This is a genomic window from uncultured Desulfovibrio sp. (assembly GCF_910584445.1).
GTDB lineage: Bacteria > Desulfobacterota > Desulfovibrionia > Desulfovibrionales > Desulfovibrionaceae > Desulfovibrio.
This window is the reverse complement of the sequence record NZ_CAJUBO010000019.1, coordinates 1-15,841: the sequence shown is the minus strand read 5'-3', so window position 1 is coordinate 15,841 and position 15,841 is coordinate 1. Positions and strand designations below refer to the sequence as shown.

General features: G+C 68.7%; 17 protein-coding genes. 8 read left to right on the top strand and 9 right to left on the bottom strand.

Features of this window, described 5'->3' with window-relative positions:
- Window positions 1-111 precede the first annotated feature (111 nt).
- From QZ294_RS09060 to QZ294_RS09030, 7 genes are read right to left on the bottom strand one after another with little or no spacing between them, the layout of a single operon-like run.
- Complete coding sequence (locus QZ294_RS09060) at window positions 112-978, bottom strand: metal ABC transporter permease (RefSeq protein ID WP_297049200.1); 867 nt, start codon at window positions 976-978, stop codon at window positions 112-114.
- The gene (locus tag QZ294_RS09055) at window positions 975-1,841 is read right to left on the bottom strand and encodes a metal ABC transporter ATP-binding protein (protein ID WP_297049198.1); all 867 of its coding nucleotides are present in this window, start codon (window positions 1,839-1,841) and stop codon (window positions 975-977) included. Before QZ294_RS09055 ends, QZ294_RS09060 begins: the two co-directional genes overlap by 4 nt.
- Window positions 1,831-2,823, bottom strand: a complete 993-nt coding sequence (locus tag QZ294_RS09050; RefSeq protein ID WP_297049196.1) for a metal ABC transporter substrate-binding protein — start codon at window positions 2,821-2,823, stop codon at window positions 1,831-1,833. The genes QZ294_RS09055 and QZ294_RS09050 overlap by 11 nt, the downstream gene beginning before the upstream one ends.
- Window positions 2,793-3,683 (bottom strand): lysophospholipid acyltransferase family protein, encoded by an 891-nt coding sequence (locus QZ294_RS09045; protein ID WP_297049195.1) that lies wholly within the window; start codon window positions 3,681-3,683, stop codon window positions 2,793-2,795. The genes QZ294_RS09050 and QZ294_RS09045 overlap by 31 nt, the downstream gene beginning before the upstream one ends.
- The gene (locus QZ294_RS09040; RefSeq protein WP_297049194.1) at window positions 3,680-4,909 is read right to left on the bottom strand and encodes a replication-associated recombination protein A; all 1,230 of its coding nucleotides are present in this window, start codon (window positions 4,907-4,909) and stop codon (window positions 3,680-3,682) included. The genes QZ294_RS09045 and QZ294_RS09040 overlap by 4 nt, the downstream gene beginning before the upstream one ends.
- Entirely contained in the window at window positions 4,906-5,769 is an 864-nt protein-coding gene (locus tag QZ294_RS09035; RefSeq protein WP_297049193.1) for a 16S rRNA (uracil(1498)-N(3))-methyltransferase, read from the bottom strand. Before QZ294_RS09035 ends, QZ294_RS09040 begins: the two co-directional genes overlap by 4 nt.
- The gene (locus QZ294_RS09030; protein ID WP_297049190.1) at window positions 5,766-7,499 is read right to left on the bottom strand and encodes a hypothetical protein; all 1,734 of its coding nucleotides are present in this window, start codon (window positions 7,497-7,499) and stop codon (window positions 5,766-5,768) included. The genes QZ294_RS09035 and QZ294_RS09030 overlap by 4 nt, the downstream gene beginning before the upstream one ends.
- 204 nt (window positions 7,500-7,703) lie before the next feature.
- Here QZ294_RS09030 and QZ294_RS09025 point away from each other — a divergent pair, with 204 nt between their 5' ends.
- The 3 genes from QZ294_RS09025 to QZ294_RS09015 are packed head-to-tail and all read left to right on the top strand — an operon-like array spanning window position 7,704 to window position 10,625.
- Window positions 7,704-8,741 carry a GAF domain-containing protein gene (locus QZ294_RS09025; RefSeq protein WP_297049188.1) on the top strand — a complete coding sequence of 346 codons (1,038 nt, stop codon included), beginning with the start codon at window positions 7,704-7,706 and terminating at the stop codon, window positions 8,739-8,741.
- A gap of 2 nt (window positions 8,742-8,743) precedes the next feature.
- Complete coding sequence (locus QZ294_RS09020) at window positions 8,744-9,769, top strand: rod shape-determining protein (protein ID WP_297049186.1); 1,026 nt, start codon at window positions 8,744-8,746, stop codon at window positions 9,767-9,769.
- 31 nt (window positions 9,770-9,800) lie between these two features.
- A complete protein-coding gene (locus QZ294_RS09015; RefSeq protein ID WP_297049184.1) occupies window positions 9,801-10,625 on the top strand; it encodes an inositol monophosphatase family protein in 825 nt (274 codons plus the stop codon).
- A 366-nt stretch (window positions 10,626-10,991) separates the two neighbouring features.
- On the opposite strand, the gene QZ294_RS09010 is transcribed toward QZ294_RS09015, so the two are convergent.
- On the bottom strand, window positions 10,992-11,534 hold the full coding sequence (locus tag QZ294_RS09010; protein ID WP_297049182.1) for an NUDIX hydrolase: 543 nt from the start codon (window positions 11,532-11,534) through the stop codon (window positions 10,992-10,994).
- On the opposite strand from QZ294_RS09010, the gene rimI reads away from it, so the two are divergent.
- The 5 genes from rimI to ybaK all read left to right on the top strand — a co-directional run bounded on the left by rimI (window position 11,527) and on the right by ybaK (window position 15,021).
- Window positions 11,527-12,081 carry a ribosomal protein S18-alanine N-acetyltransferase gene (gene rimI / locus QZ294_RS09005; protein WP_297049180.1) on the top strand — a complete coding sequence of 185 codons (555 nt, stop codon included), beginning with the start codon at window positions 11,527-11,529 and terminating at the stop codon, window positions 12,079-12,081. The two genes, QZ294_RS09010 and rimI, sit on opposite strands and share 8 nt — an antisense overlap.
- Window positions 12,082-12,118: 37 nt before the next feature.
- Window positions 12,119-12,883 carry a triose-phosphate isomerase gene (gene tpiA, locus QZ294_RS09000; protein ID WP_297049178.1) on the top strand — a complete coding sequence of 255 codons (765 nt, stop codon included), beginning with the start codon at window positions 12,119-12,121 and terminating at the stop codon, window positions 12,881-12,883.
- 84 nt (window positions 12,884-12,967) lie between these two features.
- The gene (gene secG, locus QZ294_RS08995; RefSeq protein WP_297049176.1) at window positions 12,968-13,402 is read left to right on the top strand and encodes a preprotein translocase subunit SecG; all 435 of its coding nucleotides are present in this window, start codon (window positions 12,968-12,970) and stop codon (window positions 13,400-13,402) included.
- A gap of 69 nt (window positions 13,403-13,471) precedes the next feature.
- Window positions 13,472-14,419, top strand: a complete 948-nt coding sequence (locus QZ294_RS08990) for a Smr/MutS family protein (RefSeq protein ID WP_297049174.1) — start codon at window positions 13,472-13,474, stop codon at window positions 14,417-14,419.
- A 113-nt stretch (window positions 14,420-14,532) separates the two neighbouring features.
- Window positions 14,533-15,021 (top strand): Cys-tRNA(Pro) deacylase, encoded by a 489-nt coding sequence (ybaK, locus tag QZ294_RS08985; RefSeq protein WP_297049171.1) that lies wholly within the window; start codon window positions 14,533-14,535, stop codon window positions 15,019-15,021.
- Between the two features lie 53 nt (window positions 15,022-15,074).
- On the opposite strand, the gene QZ294_RS08980 is transcribed toward ybaK, so the two are convergent.
- On the bottom strand, window positions 15,075-15,584 hold the full coding sequence (locus tag QZ294_RS08980) for a nitroreductase family protein (protein ID WP_297049168.1): 510 nt from the start codon (window positions 15,582-15,584) through the stop codon (window positions 15,075-15,077).
- Window positions 15,585-15,841: the final 257 nt, after the last annotated feature.

Below are 15,841 nucleotides of genomic sequence, written 5' to 3'. Positions count from 1 at the left end.
ATTCTTGCGGCGACAGCCCCCGCCCTTCGTTCCGCTCCGGGCGGCGAGCGGAAAAATTTCCCTTTTTCACGGTAAACAAAAATCATAGCGGATTTTTAAGGAACTCTGCCCCTACCCTCGCCGGGCGCCCCGCCGCGCCCGCACGCAACAGCTCACGGCAAACCACGCGCACGCCACGAGGACGACCGTCGCGCCGCTGGCCGTTGCCAGCCAGTCCTGGGCGGAGAGCAGCAGCCCGGCCGCGCCGGAACTGACGCCCACGGCGAGCGACCACCAGAACATGCCGCCCGCGCTGCGGGCGAGATTGCGCGCCGTGGCGGCCGGCACCACAAGCAGGGCCGTCATGAGCAGCACGCCCACGGCCCGCACGGAAAACATGACCACCAGAGCGAGCAGCCCGGCGAAGAGGTAGTGCCAGAACGCCGTATGGATGCCCTGGACACGCGCCGTCACCGGGCTGAGGGCCATGGCGAGCAGGCGGTTCCAGCCCGCGATTTCGAAGAGCAGCAAAAGCAGCAGCAGGCAGGCGAGGGCCGCGATTTCGCCGTCGCCCACGGTGAGGATGTCGCCGTAAAGGAATTGCCCCATCTGCCGGCCGAGTCCGCTGGCGCGGCTGACCACGGCAAGGCCGAAGGCCACGACGGCCGAAAAGATGATGCCGATGGCCGTGTCCGCCGAGAGTCCGCTCGTGCGCTGGACAGCCATGACGGCAAGGCCCACGAGAACGCCAAAAACGAGCATGGCCGCATCCGGCGGCGCGCCGAGGAGCAGCCCCAGCGCCACGCCCGCAAAGGCCGAATGGCCCACCGCATCCGAAAAAAAAGCCATGCGGTAGAGCGTCACCTGGACGCCGAGCATGGAGGTCATGGGCGTGAGCAGGAGCAGGGCCAGGAGCGCCTGGCGCATGAAGCGCGGCTCGAGGCAGTCCAGGGGGAGCAGGCCCAGGACGTCGCACGCGGCAGCGAGCAGGGAGGTCATGGATGCCTCCGGTCGCGCAGGGGGCAGCATCCCGGGGCGCCCGGCGCCCCGGCGGCGATATGGTCCGGTGTGGAGAGCGCCCCGCACTGCGGGCAGGACGGACCCGCCAGGCCGCACTGGTCGGGATAGAGGTGGATGGGCACCCCGAAGAGCGTGAGCAGGAGCGGCGCGGTGAGCGTTTCGCGCGGCGCGCCCTCGGCCAGCACGCGCCTGTCCAGGCAGATGACGTGGGTGGCGTAATGGGCGGCCAGCGGCAGGTTGTGGCTGACCATGATGAGGGTGAAGCCGCGCTCGCGGCGCGCGGCGTCGAGCACCTCCCAGAACAGGCGTTCGCCGTGGACGTCGACGCCCGCCTCGGCCTCGTCGAGAACGAGCAGGTCGGGATCATGGCCGAGGGCTTCGGCCAGGAGCACCCGGCGCAGTTCGCCGCCGGAAAGTTCCCCCAGGCGCCGCTGCTCCAGTTCCGCGGCGTCCACCGCCTCCAGCAGGCGGCGTCCGGTCCGGCGGGCGGCGGCGGAAACGCCGAGCCAGAGCGGCCGGCGCTGCGCGCCCAGGGCAAGAAATTCCCGCACGCTCAGGGGCAGCCCGCGCTCCACCACCAGTTGCTGCGGCACATGGGCGATCCGGCGGCCGCCCCCCTCAAGGACGATGCGTCCGCCATGGGCCGTTTCGCCCAGAAGACAATGGAGAAGGGTGGTCTTGCCCGCGCCGTTGGGACCCATGAGCACCGTGGCGCCCCCCGCCGGGGCCATGGCGTTCACATCCTCCAGGATGGCGCGCCCCGCCGCCTCCACGCGCACATGCTCGAAGCGGACGCAAGGCGCACCGGGAGAAGCGCTGTGTCGCCCGCGTTCAGGGAACATCGAAATACCGGCGCAGGGTCTGGGCATTGGCGCGCATGGCGCGTTCGTAATAGTCCAGAGGCGCGTTTTCCGGACCCGAGGCCACGGGATCGAGGAGCGCCCAGGGGATGCCGCTCTCACGCGCGAGCAGTTCCACGCCGTGGCCGGGAGCGGGAGGCTCCCCGGCGATGAGGACCGGGCGCTCCGTTGCGAGACGGCGCGCCAGGGAGTTGAGGCGCGCGGCGGAAAGCGTGCCTGCCTCATCGCCTGTCCGCAGCACGGCCAGCGTTTTCAGGCCGGCGTCATGGGCCAGGTAGGCGAGGTCGTCATGCTGGAGGACGATGCCCGTGCGCGGGGCGTTTTTGCCGATGGCGGCAAGGTCGGCCGCCAGCGTTTCCAGACGTTCCGCATAGGCCGAGGCGTTGGCGCGGTAGGCCGGAGCGTGCGCCGGGTCGCGCCGCGCCAGACCCTCGCCGATGGCGCGCGCCATGCGGGCGGCCTGGGCGGGAGCGGCAAAAATGTGGGGGTTGACGCCCGGCGCGCCGTGCCCGTCGTCGCCGGCGGCTCCCACCGGCGCGGGCAGGGGCGTGGCGCCGCGGCTGGCGTCGATGACCATGTGCTCGCGGTCGAGGGCGCGCACGGGCCGGGCGAGGAACGCCTCCAGCCCGAGTCCGTTGACGACGAGGGCATCCGCCCCGGCCAGCTTGCGGAGATCCGCCGGGCTTGGCGCGAATTCGTGCGGGCAGCCCGTCTGCGCGGGCACGAAAAGCTCCACGCGCACGCCGGGCACGTCGCGGCAGACATTGCGCGTGAAGAGCCAGACCGGAAAGGTGGTCGCCAGCACGGTGAAGCGGCCGTCCGCTCCCGCGGAAGACGAAGGCGTGGACGCCGCGCGGGCGGCGCGGGGCGGGCAGGCCAGGGCGCATATCAGCAGGCAGGCAAGCGCCGCCAGGGCGGAACAGCGGCGCGCGGTCATGCGTTCATGCCGTCCTTTGCCTGCCATTCCCCGAGCGTCCCCGCGATGAAGGCGCAGATGGCGGCGTGCTCCTCCCTGCCATTGCCGTTCACGCGCAGAGGCGCGCCGAACCTGTAGCGCACGGGCATGCCGGGCCTGACCGGCCCAAGCTCCTTGATCTTTCTGCCCTGGCCCCAGGCGTCGGTCTTGAGGGCCAGGGGCACCAGGGGCGCCCCGGACTTGCGCGCGAGCTTGACCGCGATGCTGTTGAACCGGTGTTCGTCGAACACGAGGGAGCGGGTGCTCTGCGGAAAAATGATGAGCGAGATGCCCCTGCCCAGGCGTTCCGCGCCGCCCTCGAGGACCGCCGCGAGATCCTCGCGAGGGTTGGTCCTGCCCACGACGATGGGATCGCGGGAACGCATGACCGCCCCGAAAAAGGGCATCCGCACGAGGCTTTCCTTGACCACGAAGGTCACCGGCCGCCGCGGGCGGATGATGCCGGGCAGCATGAAGGTCTCCAGGGTGCTCATGTGGTTGGCAACGAAGATGCAGGGTTCCTCCGTGGCGCTGATGGCGTCCATGCCGTCCACATCCACGGGGCAGCCCATGCGCTCCACGAGGTCGGCGCACCAGTCGCTGGCATGGACCCAGGCCGCGTCGTCGCAGCGCCCCCGGGCCGCCCGGCGGCAGAGCCAGCGCACCGGCCCGAGGAAGAGGCGCGCATAAAAACAGGGGGAGGGGGCAAGGCGCGTCAGGGCGCCGGCCGGGACGCGCGGGCCGCGGTAGCTGTTTCCCCGGCCGTACTTGTCGGCGATGATGCCCTCGGCAAAGGGCGGAAAGGGCGCGGGCGCCACGGGAAAGGCGGCAGCGCCCGCGGGCTGCGCGGGATCTGGGGAGGGTGTCATGCGGGACCGTCCGGTTTTTTGCGATTGTGGATCTGGCGCCACCACTGGGCCAGGCGCGGTTCCGCGCCATTGTCGCGCGGCTGGTAGAAGCGCCGGTCCGCCAGTTCCGGGGGCAGGTAGTCCTGCCGTACCCAGGAGTCGGCATAGTTGTGCGGATATCTGTATTCCTTGCCGTAGCCCCATTCCTTCTGCAGCGGCGTGGTGGCGTTGCGCAGATGGAGCGGCACCGGCAGCGGCCCGCTTTGGCGCACCTCGCGCGCGGCATTGAGATAGGCGGCATAGGAGGAATTGCTCTTGCGCGCCAGCGCCAGGTACACGGTCGTCTCGGCCAGGGGGATGAAGCCTTCGGGCATGCCGGTGAATTCCACGGCCTGCTGGCAGGCCACGGCCAGGGGCAGGGCCGCCGGGTCGGCAAGGCCCACATCCTCGGATGCGGACAGGATGAGGCGGCGGCAGATGAAGCGCGGGTCCTCCCCGCCTTCGAGCAGGCAGGCGAGGTAGTAGAGGGCCGCGTCCACATCGCTGCCGCGGATGGACTTGATGAGCGCCGAGGCGAATTCGTAGTGGCTGTCGCCGTCCTTGTCATGGCGGACCAGCATTTCCGGCAGGGCCGCGCGCACGGATTCCGCGTCGCGCTGTTCCTCCGGCAGGGCGGCCACATATTCCACCAGATTGAGCAGGGTGCGGGCATCGCCGTTGGCCGAGCCTGCCAGAAGGTCGAGGACATCCTCGCCCAGGGTGAGCGAGAGCGAGAGCGCGCCGCGCCGCGCAAGATCCCGCAGTTCGTTGCGGCCCAGGGGCCGCAGGCGCAGCACATGCAGCCGGGAAAGCAGCTGGCGCGTGACGCTGAACGAGGGATTTTCCGTGGTGGTAGCCAGCAGGGTAAGCTCGCCGGATTCCACCAGTGGCAGGAAAAAATCCTGCTGGGCCTTGGAAAAGCGGTGCAGTTCGTCAAGAATGAGGATCTCCACCCCGGCAAGGGAGCGGCGCAGGTGCTGGAGTCCGGCCTCGGGCGCGGAGAGGCGCAGGTATTTTTTGCCCGTTGACCTGGCGAGCAGGAGGGCAAGGGTGGACTTGCCGCAGCCGGGTGGCCCGAAAAACAGCAGGCTGGGCAGGCGCCGCGCCTGCATGAGCGAGCGCAGGCGCCCGGCAAGGTGGCTCTGGCCGAGGAACTGCGCCATGTCCTCAGGGCGCAGGCGCTCGGGAAGCGGCTGTTCCACACTCATGGCAGCGGGCCTGCCTGGGTTGCGCCGTTTTCGTCGGGACCCCGGAAATCCGGGCCGCCCGGCAACTGCGAGGCCCACCAGTGCAGCCCCAGGCAGAGCGTGGCCGCGGTCTCGCAGCGCAGGATGCGGCCGCCCAGGCTCACGGGCGTGAACGCCGCCGCCCGGAGCGCGGCCAGTTCCCGTTCCGAAAAGCCCCCTTCAGGCCCGATGACGTAGACGGTGAGGCCCGGGCGCCCGGCCATGGACGGCTCCAGCATGGGCACGCCCTCCTGCATCTCCCACGGCAGGATGCGCCGGTCCGCGCCGGCGGCCAGGGCGATGACCCCGTCGATGCCCGAGCAGGCGCGCACTTCGGGAAGCCACGGATTGCCGCACTGCTTGGCGCCCGCGATCATCTGTCCCCGGCAGCTTTGGGCCGCGTCGCCCGGGAGCTTTCCCTGACTGTGGTCGCCCTGCCAGAGCCAGATCCCCGCAGCGCCGAGTTCCACGGCCTTTTCCATGAAAAAGCCCCGGCGCACGGCCTTGCTCAGGGCAAGCGCCATGACCGCCCGCGCGGAGGGCTGCGGCCGGAAGCTCCAGCCGAGGAGTTCCAGGCGCGCGTCCTTGCGGCCCACGGCACGAACGCGGCAGCGTCCGATCCTGCCCCGGCCGTCCAGAAGGAGGGCGCCGTCACCGGGGTCCAGGCGCAACACGCGGCAATGGGCGGCCTCCTGCCCCTCAAGGCGCACTTCCGCATGGGGACCCGCATCGCCTTCCGGGGCGGGGTCCGGCCAGCAGTCGGGCGCCAGGTAGAACCGCGGCAGGCCGGCCATGGCGCCGCCGGCGACGGCACAGGCGCGCGGGGCGCCGCGGCCGCTCATGCCACGGCCTCCTTCATCTGGCGCGCCTCTCCGGCGAGGCGCGACTTGCGTACGGCCCGGAAGCCGTCAAGCAGGGAGACGATCCTGCCGTAATTCTTGCGGATCTCCTGCCCCGCGCGCGTGAGGGAGCCTTCGGGCGCCTCGATATAGTTGCGCTGGAGGTACCTGTCATGAAGGATCGTCTCCATGCAGGTGATGATGTCGTCCACCAGGGCCGGGAAGAAGTTGACGATCTCGAACTGGAGTTCGTTCAGCAGGGCCAGCGCCTCGCGGGTCATCTGGCGGTAGGAGAGGCGCTCGCCCTTGTAGCTCCTGTGGCTGATGTCTTCCAGGATGCGCACGCGCCGCGCCTGCTGGATGTAGCTGAAGCGTGTGCAGACCTCCTGATGGAGTTCGCGCATGTTGTCGAAGATTTCCACATTCTTCGGATCGTAGAGGTAGCCTGCGAGCACCTTGCCCACATTGGCGAAAAAGTCGTCGCTGTAGCTGATCATCCTGCGCTGGTGCTTGCTCAGCCAGCTGTAGAGGAACTTGAGGCGCTTCTCATGGGTATCGGTATTTTCCACGACCTCCGTGCGCTTGTAGATGATGCGGCCCGTGTATTCGCCGCGCACGATGTCGTTGAGCCTGAGGAACATGTTGCTCGTGTCCTTGATGATGTTCAGCCCGCGCAGCGCCTCGCCCGTGAGGGGGTGGAGCACTTCCTGGGCCGCCACGGAGAGCGCCCTGTCCTGGCGCACGTTGCTGGAGTCGAAGCGGTGCTGGCGGTAGATGACCCGCAGGATGACCACGCGCCGCGCCGCGTCAAGGAAAAAGCCGTCGCGGCCGATGATGCCGAGGGCTTCTTCCTGGTCCTCGTCGACGCTGACCAGGGCGATCTTTTCCACCTGGGGGTAGCGCCGGTTCTCGCCGTCGGAGAGATAGGTGGTGAGGGTGCGGTCGCTCTGGCCCATGACCCGCAGGAGGAACCGTTCGCCCATCTTGTGCAGCTTGCGGGCGAAGAGGGCGCTTGAAGTGCGCCGCTCGGAAACGATGGGGAACCCGTACAGCTCCATGAGGAACTGGTAGACGAACATCCGGTTGCGCTCGTACATCTGGCTGTCGCCATAGACGAACTTGCCGATGCGGATGCCGAACCGCTTGAGTTCGCTGTCGATGTCCGAGGGAAAGGAGGCGAAGACCCCGGCCAGATGGAAGAGCCTGTCCGCGTCCCAGGCGAAGACCTGCGCCCTGTCCATGAGGAGCAGATAGGGGAGCAGGGAGGGGTAGCAGTCGAGCAGGGTCGTGTCCATGGAGCGGAACTCCTGCCGGAAGGCATCCTGGCAGGCCCGGGGCAGGCGGGTGGAGAGCGTCTGGATATTCTGCTCCATGACCTGATTTTCCAGCGGGCAGGAAGCCCCCCCTTCGCCCATGACGACGGGATGGAGCTTGTCGAACTGGAAGATCTCGGAGAAATAGTCGAGCTGGCGCGCGAAGGCCACCAGGGCGAAACCGGGCAGATCCTTGTATTCGAACATGTCGTTGTCGAACGAGGGGAGCAGCTCCCGGCCTTCCACCAGGGGGTAGCCCTTCACCTCCTGGTAGGGGCGCACCAGGCAGTGGCGGATGTGGACGGCGTCGAGGAAGCGCTTGAGCGCGGCAAGATCGCGCACGGCCAGAGGGTCGGAGAGGGCGCAGGCGTCGCGCCAGGGGTGGCCGTCCTTGCTGAAAACATCTTGCCAGCGAATCATGACGCGGTATCCGTTGTTTTTTTAGCATTTCTAACACTTTTTTAAAAAAACTTCCAGTGCGGAGCGGCCGCCGGCGGCCGCCCGGCGCAAGCGGACCCGGCACCGGGGAAAGCTGTTGCGGCGCGGCGGCCGCTTTGGTACAAAAAGACGCAGCGCGGCCGGCGTTCCGGCGGCGCGCCGTCCGCACCTCAACCCTGCCGCGCCATGAACGCCACATCTCTTGAACAGCATGTCCTCAGCATCATCTGCAGCGTTTTTGACGCGCATTCCGCCGTGCTCTTCCTGCCGGAAGAGGATGACGACGCCTGCCACCTCGCGGCGGCCTTCAGCCTGGGGGAAACGATCTCTCCCGAGGCCGTCATCCGGCCCGGCGCGGGGCTGGTCGGCTGGATCATCCGCAACCGCGAGCCGCTCCTGGTGCCCAATTTCGACCAGCACCAGAGCAACCTCGGCTATTACGCCGACGGCGCGGAGACCGGCATCAAGGCCTTCATGGGCTGCCCGGTGCCCACGGGCGGCGTGCTCTGCGTGGACAGCAAGCGCCAGTATTCCTTCTCCGACAAGGACTACAAGCTGCTCCAGCTGTTTGCCGAGCTGATCTCGCGCCTGCAGACGAGCCTGGGGGGGCAGGACATGGCCGGGGACATCCCCCGCTATTTCGCCGAGCTGGGCGTCATCCAGGATCTTCGCTTCCGCTACCGGCGCTGGCCGCTGTTCCTCGAAAACTACCTGCTCACCATGCGTGACGCCACGGGCTTCGAGTACTGCGCCTTTGCCTCCATCGATCCCGCCGGGGAGCGGTATTGCGTGGAGGCCGAATCCTCGCCCCTGCTCCTTGCGGAAGGGTCCTCCGGCTGGCGCCCCCTGGGCAGCGGCATCGTGGGCTGGGTCCTCCGCAACGAGCAGCCCGTCTTTGCCGAGAACGACGCGGCCACGCCCGCGTCCGCGCTGTTCGGCAAGGTGGAGGGCATGCCGGAGTTCCAGACGTCCATCTGCCTGCCCGTCATGGTCAACAAGAGCGCGCGCGGCGTGCTCTGCCTCGCGCGCACGCGCGCCGCGCGCATCGACGAGGGCCTGCGAAGCTTCGTGCGCCAGGCGGTGGACCATCTGGCGCTCTTTCTGGAAAATCTCTATCTCCGCACCCGGCTGCGGGCCATCCTGCCCAAGGCCACGGTGGAAAGCGACGGCGCGCGCGTCTTCGATCCCGATCTTGCGCCCACGGCGCCCCGCGAAGAACGCTGACCATGCTCCCGCGCCGTCTTTTGCGGCTGTTCGCCACGGACATCGCCATGGACCTGGGCACGGCCAATACCCTGCTCCAGACCAGGAAACACGGCATCGTCGTCAACGAGCCTTCGGTGGTGGCCGTGGATGCGCGCAGCGGCGCCCCCCTTGCCGTGGGGACGCAGGCGCGCGGCTACCTGGGGCGCGCGCCCGCGGCCATCCGCGTCGTGCGGCCCATGAAGAACGGCGTCATTGCGGATTTCGACGTGACCCGCGCCATGATTTCCCATTTTGTCCGCAAGGCCATTGAGGGCCGGCGGCTGCTCAGGCCCTCCATGGTCATCTGCGTGCCCTCGGGCGTCACCCAGGTGGAGAAGCGCGCCGTCATCGACGCGGCGCAGATGGCGGGCGCGGAGGACATCGCCCTGGTGGAGGAACCCATGGCGGCGGCCCTGGGCGCGGACCTGCCCATCCGGGAGCCTGTGGGCAACATGGTGCTCGATATCGGCGGCGGCACCAGCGAGGTGGCGGTCATTTCCCTGGGCGGCGTGGCGGCGGCGCAGTCCGTGCGCGTGGCCGGCGATGCCATGACCCACGCGGTGCAGCGCTACCTGCGCGAGGTTTTCCGTCTGGAGGTCGGCGAGAACACCGCCGAGAACGTCAAGATGCTCCTCGGTTCGGCGTGGCCGCAGCCGGACGCTCCGGCTCTGGAAGTCTCGGGCAAGGACCTTGTGCTCGGCCGGCCCAGGACCGTCACCGTGAGCGAGGGCCATATCCGCGAGGCGCTGGCCGAGCCGCTCCAGGCCATCCGCGACGCGGTGCTGCGCGCGCTGGAAACCACGCCGCCGGAACTCGCCGCCGATGTGGGCCGTAACGGCATGCTCCTGGCCGGGGGCGGGGCGCTCCTCAAGGGGCTGGACCAGTATCTCGCCCGCGAGACGCGGCTGCGCGTCTTTGTGGATGCCGACCCTCTCACCACCGTCCTGCGCGGCACCGCCAGGGCCATGAATGACCGCAGGGCCTGCCATTCCATCTTTATCAACTGACGTGATCGACGTGAAACCGACGGGAGACGGCATGGAAGGACCTGACGGCCGGGACGCGGCCGCGCTGCTTGAGTCCTGCGTGCGGGTGGTGCGCGAGAGCGGCGCCATCGTGCGGCGGCACTGGGACGCCCCGAGCCATGTGCGGCACAAGGGCGCCGTGGATCTGGTCACGGAAACGGACCTTGCGGTGGAGGCGTTCCTCAAGGAACGTCTCGCGCCGCTTCTGCCCGGCGCCGCCTTTCTTGCCGAGGAAAGCGGCGGCGCGGCCATGCCCGGCGCGGGGGACGGCCCGTGCTGGATCATTGACCCCGTAGATGGCACCACCAACTTTGTCCACCGCATTCCGCAGGTGAGCACCTCGGTGGCCCTGTGGGCCGCCGGAGAGGTCCGGCTGGGCGTGGTCAACGCGCCCATGCTCGGCTCGGACGGCGAATGTTTCTGGGCGGCGCGGGGGAGCGGCGCCTTTCTCAACGGGCGGCGCGTGACCGTGTCCGGCGCGGCCGCGCTCCAGGATGCGCTGGCGTGTACGGGGTTTCCCTATGAACTGGAGGGGAGGCTGCCCGTGATCCTGGAACGGCTGCGGCGTGTGCTGCCCGCCACGCAGGGCATGCGGCGCCTGGGTTCGGCCGCTCTGGACCTTGCCTTTGTGGCCTGCGGCAGGCTGGATGTCTTTTACGAGGAGTGGCTCAAGCCCTGGGATCTTGCCGCCGGCTGGCTCCTGGTGGAAGAGGCGGGCGGCAGGGTCAGCGGGCTTGACGGCGCGCCGTTCCGCTTCGGCGATGCCCTGCTCGCCACCAACGGCAGGCTCCATCCGGCCATGACGGAGCTGCTGGGTCCGACCGCCGGCGGAGCCTAAAGTAAGGCCCTATTATGCGCCGTTGGTTAGGGGGATTGCTGGTTGTGTTCTGCCACAATTATCCGTCAAAAACAGCCTTTTTTGCGCCAGCTGTGTCACTGTGCGATTTTTGTCGGTCATGTACATGAGTACACTCCCTCCCAAAATCGCCCATTTCCTTGCTGGCGCAAAAAAATCTTATTTTTTAGGATTCTTGTGGCGACAGCCCCGCCCGAAGCGGAGCCAAGGGCGGCGAGCGGAAAAATCTCCCTTTTTACCGTCAAAAACAAAAACCGTATTTTCTCATGAGGTCTGGGTCTGGCCGGTCCGTTGCGGCGTATCCTCCCGGGCGCGCGACCGGCGCGGGGGGGCGGGAGGCCCCGGGGTTCATCGTTCCAGCCAGCCGGAACGCACGGCGTGACGCAGCAGCGGCGAGAGGAGAGGCTCCTCCTGACGCGCCAGTCCCGCCAGTTCGATGGCGTCCGGCAGCGGCAGGCCCTCGGGCATGATGGCGCCGGGGGCGGCGAGCATCCGCGCGGTGGCGGCGGAAACGCGCGCCTCGAAGAGCGTCAGGAAGGCCATGCCGGTCTCCGCGCAGGCATCCGCGCGGCGCAGGAGGCGCGGCGTCGCCGTGCCGAGGTCCCAGTCCGTCACGAGGAGTCTGCGGCAGCAGTCCTCGGCGGACTCCCTGGCGCGGGGCAGCGCCAGGGAGGAAAAGCCCCAGCCGTTCCGGGGATGCGTCCGCAGGAGCGCGTGCCCCGCCGGGTCGCGCAGGAGCAGGGCCACGGCGCGGTGGCGCAGCCCCTGACGCAGGACAAGCGCCTCGGGCATGAGGCAGAAGGGCCTGTCGGATTCGTCCACCACTTCTCTGAGCGTCCCGGAGATCTCCCCGGGGGGCGCGGCATGGAGGTTAGGGGAAGGTATGGGCATCGTGCCTCCTGCACCGGATGAAAAGGACGCGCGCGCCCCGGCTTCGGCCGCCGGGCTTGCGGCGCGGCGCCTGGACGCGGAATGCGCCCATGACGTGTGGGCCTTGGAGCGCCGCTGCTTCTCCATGCCCTGGAACGAGGAACAGTGCCGCGCGGCCTTCGCGCAGCCGGCCTTCGCGGCCTTCGGGCTGTACGGCGCCGCGCGGCTGGTGGCCTATATCTCCCTCTACCATGCGGGGGCGCCGGCGGGGGCATCCTACGCTCCTTGCGGGGAACTGGAAATACTCAACCTGGCGGTGGAACCGGCCGCGCGCCGCCAGGGCTGCGGGCGCCGTCTGCTGCTACTGGCCTTGCAAGCCGGGCGCAAAATGGGTATGCAAAAAGCGATTCTCGAAGTACGCGAGGGCAACGGCGCGGCCATTGCCCTCTATGCGGGCAGCGGTTTCGTCCAGGTGGGACGCCGCCGCCGGTATTATGCCGATACGGGCGAGGATGCCCTTGTCCTCGAGTGTCCACTTGCGGGGCTGCCGGCCCGCTCCCCCCGCTGAGGCGCGGGTGCCGCACCCGGTCACAAAGGAGAGTCCCATGCAGAAGATCATCGCCGCCAACTGGAAGATGTTCAAGACCCGCCCGCAAGCGGCGCAGACCGCAGCCGAGCTGGCGCTCGCCCTGCGGACGGGCACGCCGAAGGGCCGGCTGGCCGTGGTTTTTGCCCCGTTCACCGATATTGCCGTGGTGGCCGACGCGGTGGCCGGCGTGGACGGTCTGGCCGTGGGCGGCCAGAATTTCTACCCCGAGGAACAGGGGGCCTTCACCGGCGAGATCTCGCCGGCGATGCTGCGCGACGCCGGGGCGCAATGGCTGCTCACCGGGCATTCCGAGCGCCGGCACGTCTTTGGCGAGACGGACGCCCTGGTGGCCCGCAAGACGGCCTATGGCCTGGAAAAGGGCTTCAAGGTCATGCTCTGCGTGGGCGAGACCCTGGAAGAGCGTGAGGCGGGGCGCCTCGGCGAGGTGCTCGGCCGCCAGCTCAGGAGCGCCCTTGAGCCGCTCGCCGCCGATGCGCGCGCGCAGCTTGCGGGGAACTTCGCCATTGCCTATGAGCCTGTGTGGGCCATCGGCACGGGCAGGGTGGCCGGACCCGCGGAAGTGCTCGACGCGCACGCGGTCACCCGGGGCATCCTTGCGGAGATCCTGGGCGCCACAGCCCGGGAACTGCCCATCCTTTACGGCGGCAGCGTCAAGCCGGACAATGCCGGCGCCCTTGTGGACCTTGACAACGTGGATGGTCTTCTGGTAGGAGGCGCTTCTTTGGAAGCCAAGAGCTTTCTCCAGATCCTGGGCGCGTGATCCGCGCGGAGCGCGCGGGGAAAAACGACGCCCCGCGGCATGGCCCCCGCGGAGCGCGGGCATGCCGGAGGCCGGGAGGATTTTGTGCAGAGCCTCATTCTCACACTCCATATCATCGTCTGCGTCCTGCTTGTCATCCTTATCCTGCTCCAGTCGGGCAAGGAGGGCATGGGCGTCATTTTCGGCGGCGGCAACACCTCGGTCTTCGGCAGCAGCGGGGCGGGCGGCATCCTCGCCAAGCTCACGACGCTCATGGCCGTCATCTTCGTCATCACGTCCCTGAGCTATACCTATGTGACGAGTTCGCGCCCCAGCAGCGAGTCCACCATCCTCAATGTGAAGATCGAAGAGCCGCAGGTCCCGGCCAAAGCCCCGGCACAGAGTGCCGCTCCGGCCCCGGAAAACGCCCCGGCCCAGAAAGCGGCTCCCGCGGACGCGCCCGCGTCCGGTGCCACGGCCACGCCCGCTCCGGCGCCCGCCGGCGGCGCGCCGACGCCCCAGGCCCCGCAAAATCCCTAGGCCCGACCTTTCCGCCTTTTGCAAGCCGTGGCAGTGCCGCGGCTTTTTTCATGGCGGCATGGAGGCATGATGTCCGAACCCGACGCCTTTTCCGACAATCCCTTCCGGCAGCTGGACGCGAAGCGCTTTCCCGCGGGACGCCGCTCCGGGAAGGGAGACGTGCCCGCGGCGCGGCCTTCGGTCCCCCCGCGCGCGGCCGACGCGGCGGACGCCGGGGAGGCCGAACTCTTCCTGGCGGCCATGCGGCGCGTCGTTCCCGCGGGTCCACGGAAGACAGGCGGTTTTCCCCTTTCCGACTCCTGCCCGCTGGACAGCGTCGCAAGCCGGAAGAAACGGCGGCACGGCCGGGGAGCCGCGGGACGCGGCGCGGGGACGGAGGAAGCCGCCACCCCTGGAACAGGCGCGAAGGCGGAGGTGGAGCCGCCCGTGCCGGAGCCTGAGCCGGATGCCGAAAGCGCGGCCTTTTTGCGGGCCATGGGCGATGCCCGTCCCCTGGCGGGCAGGGGACGCGAGGTGGCGCCCGTGGCGGAAACGGCGACGCCCCCGCCGGGGAGCGAACTCAGCTTCCGGGAACTCATGGAAGGGACCCTGGAATTTGCGGTCTCCTTTTCCGATGAGTATCTGGAGGGCCATGTGGTCGGGCTGGACCCGCTCATCATGGGGCGGCTGCGCTCCGGCGCCCTGAGTCCCGAGGCCCATCTTGACCTGCACGGGCTGAATGCGGTCCAGGCGTTCGGGGCGCTGCGGGATTTCATGCGCGGCGCCTGGTACAGGAGCCTGCGCGTGGTGCTGATCGTGCCGGGGCGCGGGCGCAATTCTCCGCAGGGGCAGGCCGTCCTGCGCGAAAAACTCCAGCTCTGGCTCACGCAGGAGCCGTTCAAGCGCGTGGTGCTGGCGTTCTGCACGGCCCGGCCGCATGACGGCGGCCCGGGCAGCGTCTATGTCCTGCTCCGCAAGTTCCGGAAAAAGGGACGCATCTGCTGGGAACGCCTGCCCATGGATGCGGACCTCGTGTAACGCCTGCCCCTGGCGCGGGCATCGCAGGGCTGTCTTTGACGGAGGATTCCGGCATTCCCTCCACAGCACAGGCGTCATCAGCCAAACGCATACCAAAGCCTTCAGGATCGCCGATGCCGCACGAAAAGATCGCCAAGACCAATGCCGCCCGCCTGCTTGACCGACAGGGCATCCCCTATGTCCTGCATCGGGTCGCGGTGGACGAAAGTGACCTTTCTGCCCTGACCGTGGCGGCCCGTCTGGGGGTGGACCCTGCCATGGTCTTCAAGACCCTGGTGGCCCGCGCTGACCGCGCGGGCGTCATCATGGCCTGCATCCCGGCCTGCGCCGAGCTGGACCCCCGGGCGCTGGCGGCCGCCTGCGGGAGCCGCCACGCGGCGCTGGTCCCTCTGGCGGAGGTGCGGCCGCTGACAGGCTATATGCGCGGCGGCTGTTCACCGCTGGCGGCCAAAAAGGCCTATCCCGTCCTCATTGATGAGAGCGCCCTCATGCGGGAACGCATTTTCCTCAGCGCGGGGCTGCGCGGCGTCCAGCTGGAGCTGTCCCCCCGGGATGCCGCTACCGCCTGCGGCGCGGTTTTCGCGAAGCTGGCGCGCGACTGAGACCAGCAGCTCAGCCTGGGCCTGCGCCGTTTGGGACGACGCGGCGCTGCCGGCTACCAGCGCTCGCGGTGGATGCGCTCCGGCATGAATCTGTCCGCCTCGGCAAAGGGCTGCGCGGGATGCCCGGCGCAGACGAGCGCCAGTGGCACGACCCGCTCGGGGATGCCCAGAATGCGGCGCACATTTGCCACGCGTTCGGCATCGGGATGGAGCGCGCACCAGACCGTGCCGATGTTCCTGCCGCGCGCCGCGATGAGCAGGTTCTCGATGGCGGCGGAACAGTCCTGGACCCAGCGGCCACCGGCCTTGTCGTCGTCCAGGTCGCCACAGACCACGAACACCACCGGGGCGTGCGCGGCCATTTTGACATAGGGCGTGGCTTCGGAAAGAGCCGCGCGCACGGCGGCCTCGCGCACCACCACAAAGTGCCACGGGCGTTCGTTCATGGCGCTGGGGGCGAGCATGGCGGCCTTGAGCAGGAGTTCCACATCCGCGTCGCTCACGTCTTCGTCACTGTATTTGCGGATACTGCGGCGCGTAAAGAGGGCTTCGAAAACATCCATGGCAGTTCTCCTTCAGGGGCGCGGATGCCGCCGGAAAGCGGCCGCATCCCGCACGCATCCCGTCGTTGCAGAGTATGCGCGCTTGCCCGGGGTTGTAAAGCGGCGCGGGACGGTCCGGCCCGCGCTTGCGCGCCGGAAGCGGGGATGCTAGGGTCTGGACCTATTAATGTGACCGCTGGCTTGGGATGTGGCAGCCTGTGCAATGCCACAATCATCCGTCAAAAACAGCCCTTTTTGCGCTGGCGGCGTCACTGGGC